10 protein-coding genes are annotated in these 9,939 nt (G+C 66.1%); all 10 read left to right on the top strand.

Annotated features, from left to right (window positions below):
* Nucleotides 1–155: 155 nt before the first annotated feature.
* The 10 genes from AWC08_RS22950 to AWC08_RS22905 are packed head-to-tail and all read left to right on the top strand — an operon-like array spanning nucleotide 156 to nucleotide 9,592.
* On the top strand, nucleotides 156–659 hold the full coding sequence (locus AWC08_RS22950) for a general stress protein (protein WP_065131940.1): 504 nt from the start codon (nucleotides 156–158) through the stop codon (nucleotides 657–659).
* Nucleotides 660–662: 3 nt separating this feature from the next.
* The gene (gene dnaK, locus AWC08_RS22945) at nucleotides 663–2,543 is read left to right on the top strand and encodes a molecular chaperone DnaK (protein WP_065131939.1); all 1,881 of its coding nucleotides are present in this window, start codon (nucleotides 663–665) and stop codon (nucleotides 2,541–2,543) included.
* A 6-nt stretch (nucleotides 2,544–2,549) separates the two neighbouring features.
* Complete coding sequence (locus tag AWC08_RS22940; protein ID WP_055576966.1) at nucleotides 2,550–3,071, top strand: nucleotide exchange factor GrpE; 522 nt, start codon at nucleotides 2,550–2,552, stop codon at nucleotides 3,069–3,071.
* 6 nt (nucleotides 3,072–3,077) lie between these two features.
* Nucleotides 3,078–3,992, top strand: a complete 915-nt coding sequence (locus AWC08_RS22935) for a DnaJ C-terminal domain-containing protein (RefSeq protein WP_065131938.1) — start codon at nucleotides 3,078–3,080, stop codon at nucleotides 3,990–3,992.
* Entirely contained in the window at nucleotides 3,989–4,306 is a 318-nt protein-coding gene (locus AWC08_RS22930) for a chaperone modulator CbpM (protein ID WP_055576964.1), read from the top strand. The genes AWC08_RS22935 and AWC08_RS22930 overlap by 4 nt, the downstream gene beginning before the upstream one ends.
* Complete coding sequence (gene clpB / locus AWC08_RS22925) at nucleotides 4,288–6,912, top strand: ATP-dependent chaperone ClpB (RefSeq protein WP_055576963.1); 2,625 nt, start codon at nucleotides 4,288–4,290, stop codon at nucleotides 6,910–6,912. The genes AWC08_RS22930 and clpB overlap by 19 nt, the downstream gene beginning before the upstream one ends.
* Nucleotides 6,913–6,925: 13 nt before the next feature.
* Nucleotides 6,926–7,378, top strand: a complete 453-nt coding sequence (gene trxA / locus AWC08_RS22920; RefSeq protein WP_055576962.1) for a thioredoxin — start codon at nucleotides 6,926–6,928, stop codon at nucleotides 7,376–7,378.
* Nucleotides 7,375–7,638 carry a UBP-type zinc finger domain-containing protein gene (locus AWC08_RS22915; RefSeq protein ID WP_082658431.1) on the top strand — a complete coding sequence of 88 codons (264 nt, stop codon included), beginning with the start codon at nucleotides 7,375–7,377 and terminating at the stop codon, nucleotides 7,636–7,638. The genes trxA and AWC08_RS22915 overlap by 4 nt, the downstream gene beginning before the upstream one ends.
* Entirely contained in the window at nucleotides 7,631–9,322 is a 1,692-nt protein-coding gene (locus AWC08_RS22910) for an FAD-dependent oxidoreductase (protein ID WP_055576961.1), read from the top strand. Before AWC08_RS22915 ends, AWC08_RS22910 begins: the two co-directional genes overlap by 8 nt.
* Nucleotides 9,323–9,379: 57 nt before the next feature.
* Nucleotides 9,380–9,592 (top strand): hypothetical protein, encoded by a 213-nt coding sequence (locus AWC08_RS22905; RefSeq protein WP_055576960.1) that lies wholly within the window; start codon nucleotides 9,380–9,382, stop codon nucleotides 9,590–9,592.
* The last annotated feature ends 347 nt before the right edge of the window (nucleotides 9,593–9,939 follow it).

The raw sequence follows: 9,939 nt of genomic DNA, 5'->3' as shown, positions 1-9,939 counted from the left end.
CGGTCACCGTTTCGCGGGCATTCTTATGTGAGGCACCGAGGGCGTTTCGCGGGCACTTTTCGTGAGTCAAGCCGGGGGCTTCCGTGTAACGACCTTCGCAACTTAGGATAAAGTTCTGGCTTTAATGCGTATGGCCTACAGGCACAGGGGCAGTGATGGCTGAGCATTCGACGGTTGCAACGTCGGCGGTGCGGCCCAATGAGCCCGCCCGCCAGGTGATCGCCACCTTCGACAATTACCCCGACGCCGAACGCGCGGTCGACTACCTGTCCGATCAGCGTTTCGAGGTAAACCGGGTGGCCATCGTGGGCCGGGAACTGCAATATGTCGAGCAAGTCCTGGGCCGAGCGAGCTACGGCGGGGCCGCGCTGCGCGGTGCCGGCTCGGCCGCCCTGTTCGGCGCACTGATCGGCTGGATCTTCGGGCTGTTCAACTGGGTCGAGCCCTTGGTCTCGGCCGTGGTACTGGCCACCTACGGATTGGTTCTCGGCGCCATTGTCGGCGCCCTGGTCGGCCTGCTGATCCACGCCCTGCAACGCGGCCGCCGCGACTTCCTCTCCGTCAGCGGACTGCGGCCCAAGTACTACGACGTCGTCGCCGACGTCGACGTGGCCGACCGTGCACTCCAACTGCTCACCAGCAACAACCGAGAGGAATAGACCATGGCCACAGCGGTAGGCATCGACCTGGGGACAACCAACTCGGTCATCGCCGCCTGGCAGGGCGGGGAACCTGTCGTGATCCCCAACGCCGAAGGTGCGCGCACCACGCCGTCAGTGGTGGCGTTCACGGAGAGCGGTGAGCGACTGGTCGGACAGCTGGCAAGACGCCAGTCGATCATGAACCCGAAGGGCACCATCTATTCGGCCAAGCGATTCATCGGCCGCCGCTTCGACGAGATATCGGAGGAAGCCAAGGCGGTCAGCTTCGACGTCGTCGAGGGCGAGGGCGGCGCGGCCCGGTTCGACGTGCGCGGCAAGAAGTACTCGCCCGAAGAGATCAGCGCGCAGGTGCTGCGCAAACTCGTCGACGACGCAAGCAAATTCCTCGGCGAACGGGTGAAGGAAGCGGTGATCACCGTTCCGGCGTACTTCAACGACGCCCAGCGCAACGCCACCAAGGATGCCGGCCGGATCGCCGGGCTGGACGTGCTGCGCATCATCAACGAGCCCACAGCCGCGGCATTGGCCTACGGGCTGGACAAAAAGGGCCACGAAACCGTGCTGGTCTTCGACCTCGGCGGCGGCACGTTCGATGTCAGCCTTCTCGACGTCGGGGATGGGGTGGTCGAGGTCCGCTCCACAGCCGGTGATTCGCACCTGGGTGGCGACGACTTCGACCGCCGGCTCGTCGACTATCTGGCCGACGAGTTCCAGCGCGAGAACAACATCGATCTGCGGAAAGATCCGCAGGCGCTGCAGCGGCTGTTCGAGGCGGCCGAGAAGGCGAAGGTGGAATTGTCGTCGGTGACACAGACGCAGGTCAACCTTCCGTTCGTCACCGCCGACGCCAACGGCCCCAAACACCTCACCATGACCATCAACCGGTCGAAGTTCGAGGAACTCACACACGACCTGGTCGAGCGCACGATGGGTCCGGTCAAGCAGGCGATGGCCGACGCCAAGGTCACGGCCAACGACATCGACGAGGTCATTCTGGTCGGTGGGTCGACTCGCATTCCCGCAGTGCAGGCTTTGGTACGCCGGCTCACGGGCGGCAAGGACCCGAACATGACCGTCAACCCGGACGAGGTGGTCGCGATGGGCGCCGCCATCCAGGCGGGCGTGCTCAAGGGCGAGGTCTCCGACGTTCTGCTACTGGATGTCACCCCGTTGTCGCTGGGTGTGGAAACCGCCGGCGGCGTGATGACCAAGATCATCGAACGCAACACCACCATCCCGGCCCGACGCAGCGAGGTGTTCACGACGGCGGCAGACAACCAGCCGGCTGTGGATATCGTTGTGCTGCAGGGCGAACGCGAGATGGCGAAAGACAATCGCGTACTCGGACGATTCAAGCTGGAGAACATCCGCCCGGCCCCGCGCGGTGAGCCGCAGATCGAGGTCACCTTCGACATCGACGCCAACGGCATCCTGCATGTCACCGCACGCGACAAGGACACCGCCGCCGAGCAGAGCATCACCATCAGCGAGCAGTCCAACCTCGACCAGAGCGAAGTCGAGCGGATGCTCGCCGAGGCCGAGGCGCACCGCCGCGAGGACGAAGAGCTGCGTAAGCAGGTTGATGCGCGTAACGCGCTCGACTCCGCGGCCTACCAGGTCGAGCGCCGTCTTGCCGAGCTAGGCGACTCCGCGGCGCCACACGACCGTGCCCGCGCCGAGATGTTGGTCGCCGACGCGCGCCAGGCCGTTAAGGAAGACGCACCGATGGACCGGGTGCAGTCCCTGACGTCCGAACTGCAGCAGGTGCTTTACGGGCTGCAGCCCACGCCCGGTGGCGGCAACGGGCGACCGACAGGGGACGACCAAGGCGCGCCGGTTGGCGATGACGACGTGGTCGACGCCGAGTTCGACCGGGGCTGAGCCGCAATGGTCAGCCCCGCAGAGCATTCCCGCACCGATGAGGACGGTGACCGGTCGGACAAGAGCTCCCCAGAACATGTTCCCCCTCAACCTGATTCAGACGAGCGAGCCAAGCTCGAGGACCGTTGGCGGCGGGCTGTCGCTGATCTGGACAATGTGCGCAAGCGGTATGCCCGCGAACTGGACCGCGAACGAACAACGGAACGATCCAGGGTGGCCGGCGCGTGGCTGCCCATCGTGGACAACCTGGAGCGGGCGCTCAGTCATGCCGGTGACCAGTCCGACGCGGTCGTCGAGGGTGTGCGCAGCATTCTCGAACAAGCGTTGCAGGTTCTCGAGCGGCTCGGCTATCCGCGCGATGCGGAGGCAGGGGTGCCCTTTGACCCGGAGCGTCACGAGGTGGTCGGTGTGGTGGACCACCCGGACAGCGCGCCCGGGACGGTAGTCGAAGTAGTTCGACCGGGCTACGGCGAAGGATCGAGGCAATTGCGGCCGGCGGCCGTGGTGGTCAGCCAACGCAAGGAGTGATGTCGGGTGGCCCGCGACTACTACGAAGTGCTCGGGGTGTCGCGGGACGCGACCGCCGATCAGATCCAGCAGGCATTCCGCACACTGGCCCGCAAGTACCACCCGGACGTCAACAAGGATCCAACGGCCGAAGACCGATTCAAGGACATCAACGAGGCCTATCACGTCCTATCGGACCCCGATACCCGTAAGCGCTACGACCGATTCGGCGAAGACTTCCGCAAGGTCCCCGAAGACTGGGAAGACCAGGTGGGCGCAGGTGCGGGTGGCTTCCGCGGCGGACGGGCCGGCGGAGGCCGAGTACGCTACGGCGGAGGCTTCGGTGGCGCCGGAGGCATCAACATCGACGATCTCTTCGGCGATATCTTCAGCGGTAGCGGAGGATTCGGGCCGATTCCGGGCGCGGACCAGGAAGCAACACTGGAGCTGACCGTCGAGGAGGCCTACCGGGGGGGCAAACGGAAGATCTCACTCGATGGCCGTGAATACGAGGTGAACATCCCCGCCGGCGTCACGGACGGACAACGGATCCGACTGGCGGGCGAAGGCGGCCGAGGCAGCGGCGACGGTCCCGCCGGAGATCTGTACCTGCGGGTACGCATCAAGCCGGATTCTCGATTTCGTCTCAACGGCCGAGACATCTCGGTGGATCTGCTGGTGTCGCCGTGGGAGGCGGCGCTGGGGACCACCGTCGCTATCCGAACTCCCGGCGGCGAAGCCAAAGTCAAAGTGCCACCGGGATCGTCGACCGGTCGCCGGCTGCGGCTGCGCGGCGAAGGCATGCCCAACCCGCGCGGTGCCGCCGGCGACCTCTACGCAGAAATCAAGGTGATGGTGCCACCGAAACCCACTGCGCGGGAACGTGAACTGTTCGAGCAACTGGCGGCGGAGTCCACCTTCGACCCCAGGAGGGGACGATGACCGCACCACGCTATGTCCTGGCGCGGCGGCCCGGAATGCACCTCGACGTCTTCGCAACACGCTGCGGGTTGCATCCCGACATGGTGCGCCGACTGGTGGCGCTCGGCCTCGTCGCTTGCCAGCAGGATGCCCACGGCAATCTCTGGTTCGAACCGTCTGCGTTGGTTACGGTCGCCCGCATCCAGCGGTTGAGGACCGGTCTGGGACTGAACTACGCCGCGATAGGGCTGGTGCTCGACCTGCTGGACCGCATCGAAGAACTCGAATCCGCTTCTCGCCGAAGGAGGACATCACCGTGGACATCAACAAGCTGACGCAGAAGTCGCAGGAGGCGTTGGCCGAAGCGCAGAGCATCGCGACCCGGATGGGTCACACCGAGGTCGACGGCGAACATCTGCTGATGGCGCTGATCGACCAGCCCGAAGGTCTCGTCCCGCGGCTACTGGACCAGACGGGCGCCGACACCGCGGCCGTGCGCGCGGACCTGGAACGCGAGCTGAACCGGCGCCCGAAGGTGAGCGGCCCCGGCGCCGCGCCGGGCCAGGTCTCCGTCACCAGGCGCCTGGCGAACCTGCTGGAGGCCGCCGAGCGGGAAGCCAAGCGCCTCAAGGACGAATACGTGTCGGTGGAGCACCTCGTGATCGCCCTCGCCGACGAGGGCTCGGCGAGTGCCGCCGGACGGATTCTGGCCTCCCACGGCGTTACCCGGGAATCGTTCCTCGGCGCGCTGACCAAGATCCGGGGCAACCAGCGGGTCACCTCAGCCTCACCGGAGGGTGCCTACGAGGCCCTGGAGAAGTACGGCCGCGACCTGGTCGCCGAAGGCCGCGCAGGCAAGCTGGACCCGGTGATCGGCCGAGACGCCGAGATCCGCAGGGTGATCCAGATCCTCAGCCGCAAGACCAAGAACAATCCGGTGCTCATCGGCGACCCCGGAGTCGGCAAGACCGCGATCGTGGAGGGCCTGGCACAGCGCATCGTGCGCGGCGATGTCCCGGAAGGCCTGCGGGACAAGACCATTTTCTCCCTCGACATGGGCTCGCTGGTGGCAGGTGCGAAGTATCGGGGCGAGTTCGAGGAACGGCTGCAGGCGGTGCTATCAGAAGTGAAGGCAGGAGAGGGCCGAATTCTCCTGTTCGTCGACGAGTTGCACACCGTGGTCGGCGCCGGGGCAGCAGAAGGTTCCCTGGACGCCGGCAACATGCTCAAGCCCATGCTCGCCCGCGGTGAGCTGCACATGATCGGTGCCACCACACTCGACGAATACCGTAAGCACATTGAAAAGGACGCCGCGTTGGAGCGCCGGTTCCAGACCGTGCTGGTCGACGAACCGGACGTCGAGGACACCATCTCGATCCTGCGCGGGCTGCGCGAACGCCTCGAGGTGTTCCACGGCGTGAAGATCCAGGATGCCGCCCTGGTGGCGGCCGCCACGTTGTCGCATCGCTACATCACCGACCGCTTCCTGCCCGACAAGGCGATCGACCTGGTGGACGAGGCGTGTGCGCGACTGCGCACCGAAATCGACTCCATGCCAGCGGAGTTGGACGAGATCACCCGTCGGGTCACCCGGCTCGAGATCGAGGAGGCGGCGCTGGCCAAGGAGACCGACGCGGCCAGCAAGTCCCGTCTGGAGGAACTTCGCAAAGAATTGGCCGACCTGCGAGCCGAGGCCGACGCCCGGCACGCGCAATGGGATGCCGAACGGCAGGCGATCAGGCGGGTCCAGGAACTTCGCGGACAACTCGAGCAGCTGCGGCACGAGGCCGAAGAAGCCGAACGCAAGTACGACCTCAACCGGGCGGCCGAATTACGGTACGGCCAGATCACCGAACTGGAACGCAAACTGCAAGCGGCCGAGGAACAGCTGACGTCCAAGCAGGGCGACAAGCCGCTGCTGCGCGAGGTCGTCACCGAGGACGAGATCGCCGAAATCGTGGCCGCATGGACCGGCATACCGGTCGCACGGCTACAGGAGGGCGAACGGGAAAAGCTGCTGCGGCTCGACGAAATACTGCACGAGCGGGTGATCGGCCAGGACGAGGCGGTCCAGCTGGTCGCCGATGCGGTCATTCGGGCCCGCTCCGGAATCCGGGATCCGCGCCGCCCGATCGGCTCGTTCATCTTCCTCGGACCCACCGGGGTCGGAAAGACCGAACTCGCGAAGACGCTGGCCGCCGCGTTGTTCGACAGCGAGGACAACATGGTCCGACTCGACATGAGCGAGTACCAGGAGCGGCACACGGTGAGCCGGCTGGTCGGTGCGCCACCGGGATACGTCGGCTACGAGGAGGGCGGCCAGCTCACCGAAGCGGTGCGCCGCAAGCCCTACTCGGTGGTGCTGCTCGACGAGATCGAAAAGGCGCACACCGATGTGTTCAACACCCTTCTCCAGGTGCTCGACGACGGCCGGCTCACCGATGCACAGGGACGTCAGGTCGACTTCCGCAACACCGTGGTCATCATGACCTCCAACATCGGATCGCACCACCTGCTCGACGGCGTCACCGCGGACGGCGAGATCAAGCCCGACGCGCGCGACCGGGTGATGGCCGAGCTGCGCGGACACTTCCGGCCCGAGTTCCTCAACCGCGTCGACGACATCGTGTTGTTCACCCCGCTGTCGATGCCGCAGCTCGAACGGATCGTCGAGTTGCAACTGGCCGAGCTGCGGGACCGATTGGCGGAAAGGCAAATCGAGCTCGACATCACCCCGGACGCTCGCCGGATGATCGCCGAACACGGCTACGATCCGGTGTATGGGGCCCGGCCGCTGCGCCGCTACATCGCCCACGAGGTGGAAACCAAGATCGGCCGGGCGTTGCTACGCGGCGACATCACGGGCGGTGGCAAGATCCGCATCACCGTGGAGAATGGCGAACTCGCCGTGGGCTATTCGGAACCGGCCCTGGCGGCCTGACCGAGAAGGCGCCATGAAATCAAACATCCTGACATGCCCGCACTGCGGAAAACGCAACCGGGTACCCGCGGCGGCCGCGGGGAAGCCCCGGTGCGCCAACTGTCACCAGTGGCTGCCGTGGATCGCCGCGGCCGGCGATGGGGACTTCGCTGACGTTGCCGAAAAGTCCTCGGTTCCAGTGCTTGTCGACCTGTGGGCGACGTGGTGCGGACCGTGCCGCATGGTGAGCCCGGCGCTGGAGCAGCTCGCCACCGAACGGGCCGGACAACTCAAACTTGTGAAGGTCGACGTGGACAAGGCACCGGCGATTTCGCAGCGGTTCGCGGTGCAGGCGGTGCCGACCCTGCTGCTCCTTGACCACGGGCAGGTACTGGCGCGGCAGTCGGGTGCCGCTCCCGTTGCGGCGCTGCGCAATTGGCTGGATCAGGCGCTATCGTCCGGCAGCGCGAAGGAGGCACGGTCATGACATCCGTGGATATCGATCCCCATGTGGCGGCGATCCGCCAGGTGCGCCCGCGTACGAACGGCTGTGAGGAATGTTTGCGGCTCGGCACACCGTGGGTGCACCTGCGGTTGTGCCTGACGTGCGGGCACGTTGGCTGCTGCGATTCTTCGCCGATGCGGCATGCCCGGGCGCATGCTCACACGATCGGGCACCCGATCGTGCAGTCCATGGAGCCGGGGCCGACGTGGCGTTGGTGCTACGTCCATGAGAACTATGTCTGAGGTCCCCGCCACGGACCAGCGCGCATCGATTCCGTTGGCCGAATCCCCCGACATATACGGCGCGTACCCGCGACTGTCCGATGATCAGATTGCCGCGCTCGAGGCGGGCGGCGCGCGGCGAGCAGTCGGCGCGGGGGAGATGCTGGTCCGCGAGGGTGAGCGCTCGGACTATTTTTTCGTCATTCTGTCCGGCAAGATCGCCGTCAGCACTTTGGACGATGCGGGCAATCGGCATGTGATCCGGGTGCACGGCCCCGGGCGGTTTCTCGGGGAGCTGGGCGACCTCGAAGCCCAGGCCGCGTTCTACACCGCCGAGGTGGTGGAACCCGGCGAAGTGCTCGTGGTCCCGACCGAGCGGGTGCGGGCCCTGGTCGCGCACGATCCGGTGCTCAGTGACCTCATCCTGCGCGCGTATTTGGTGCGCCGCTCGTTGCTCATTCACGAGGGATCCGGATTCCGGATCATCGGCTCCTGCTATTCGCCGGACACCGCTCGGTTGCGCGAGTTCGCCGCGCGAAATCGATTGCCGCACCGCTGGCTTGACTTGGAACGTGACCAGCATGCCGAACGGCTGCTGCAGCGGTTCGGAGTATCGGCCCAGGACACCCCGGTGGTGATCTGGGGCGGTGAGGTGCTGCGCAACCCGACCAACACCGAGCTGGCCCGCCGGGTTGGGCTGCCGGTACCCGACACGGTGCCCGACGAATCCGACGTCGTCGTGGTGGGCGCCGGTCCGGCGGGGCTGGGCGCTGCGGTGTATGCCGCGTCGGACGGCCTGACCACCGCGGCGATGGAGCGGATCGCGACCGGCGGGCAGGCCGGGACGTCGTCGAAGATCGAGAACTATCTGGGATTCCCCGGCGGAATCTCTGGAGCCGACCTTGCCGAACGGGCAGTTCTGCAGGCCGGCAAGTTCGGAGCGCGGATCATCGTCTCCGCGGAGATCACCCGGCTGGAATCCGGCGGCGGCCAGCACCGGGTAACGCTCGCGGACGGTGGGTCGGTGGTGGCCAGGGCCGTGGTGCTGGCCACGGGAGCCAGGTATCGCAGGCTCGCCGTCCCGGGAATCGAATCGTTCGAGGGCAACGGCGTGTACTACGCCGCCACCTTTCAAGAGGCGTTGGTGTGCGGCACGGGGCCGGTCGTCATCGTCGGGGGTGGTAACTCCGCGGGCCAGGCGGCGATCTTCCTCGCCGCGCGGGTTTCCCGGGTGTATGTGGTGATCCGCGGCAACGACCTGAACAAGACCATGTCCCGGTATCTCGTCGACCAGATCAACCGTCACCCCCGCGTGACTGTTCGGTCGTGCACCGAGATCCGGGAGGTGCACGGAAACGGTGCACTCAGCGTGGTGGTGACCGAGGACAAACGAACAGGCGAGCGGCACTCGATCCAGACCCGCGCCCTGTTCGTCTTCATCGGCGCGGATCCCAATACCGCATGGCTCGCCGGCGCCATCGAACTCGACGACCGCGGCTTCGTGCCGACCGGCCCGGCCGCGTTGTATTCGGAGGCCGACGGTGCCCGGCGCAGCACCCAGCGCCAGCCGATGATGCTGGAGACCAGCCAACCCGGTGTGTTCGCGGCGGGCGACGTGCGTAGCGGCTCGGTCAAACGGGTGGCCTCCGCGGTCGGCGAGGGATCGATGGCGATCCGCCAAATCCACGATTACTTCGGGACGTAGTCGGCAGCGCGGACCACGGCTGGCCGCACCGACATGAACACGAACGGGAGAGCAATCATGACCAACGCCGAGGATGTCTCGCCCACCGAGGACAAGCCCGAAGCCGATGTGGCAGAACAGCAGATCCCCGTCGACCCCACCGTCGATGAGGCAGGGCTGGATCCCACTGATATCGCCAACCGCAGCGATGCAGAGGCCAACCTCGCCGACCTGATCGACCAAGCCATCAGCGTCCCCCTCTCCGACGATGACCAACCGTTGCAGTATTGATCCCGACCCAGGGCGAGGCCCACCAAACCCAAATGGCCGACCAAGCCTGGGCGTGTCATCACCAGCCAGTCACGGCAACGCGGTAGCGCACACGCATACAGATGGCTGGCACACCTCTTCCACCATCGACGATCACGTCTCGCCGTTGCGGAAGGCTATGCCGTCCGATAGGTTCCCTGCCGTTGACTGGCCGGCTACACGCTGCTGCGGTCGCGGACAGGCGAGCGCAGCCTGGTTCGACGCTCATACTGACAGGACGAATCGGTGTGGCGGAACTTGTCAAGGCGGATGAGTCCATCGGGTGTTAAGCGGCGGTCGTGTCGGCCTCCTGGGCTGGTGGGTTGATC

The sequence above is a fragment of the Mycobacterium gordonae genome (assembly GCF_002101675.1).
GTDB lineage: Bacteria > Actinomycetota > Actinomycetes > Mycobacteriales > Mycobacteriaceae > Mycobacterium > Mycobacterium gordonae.
Note: the sequence above shows the minus strand (reverse complement) of the source record. Positions and strands in the feature narration are given on the sequence as shown.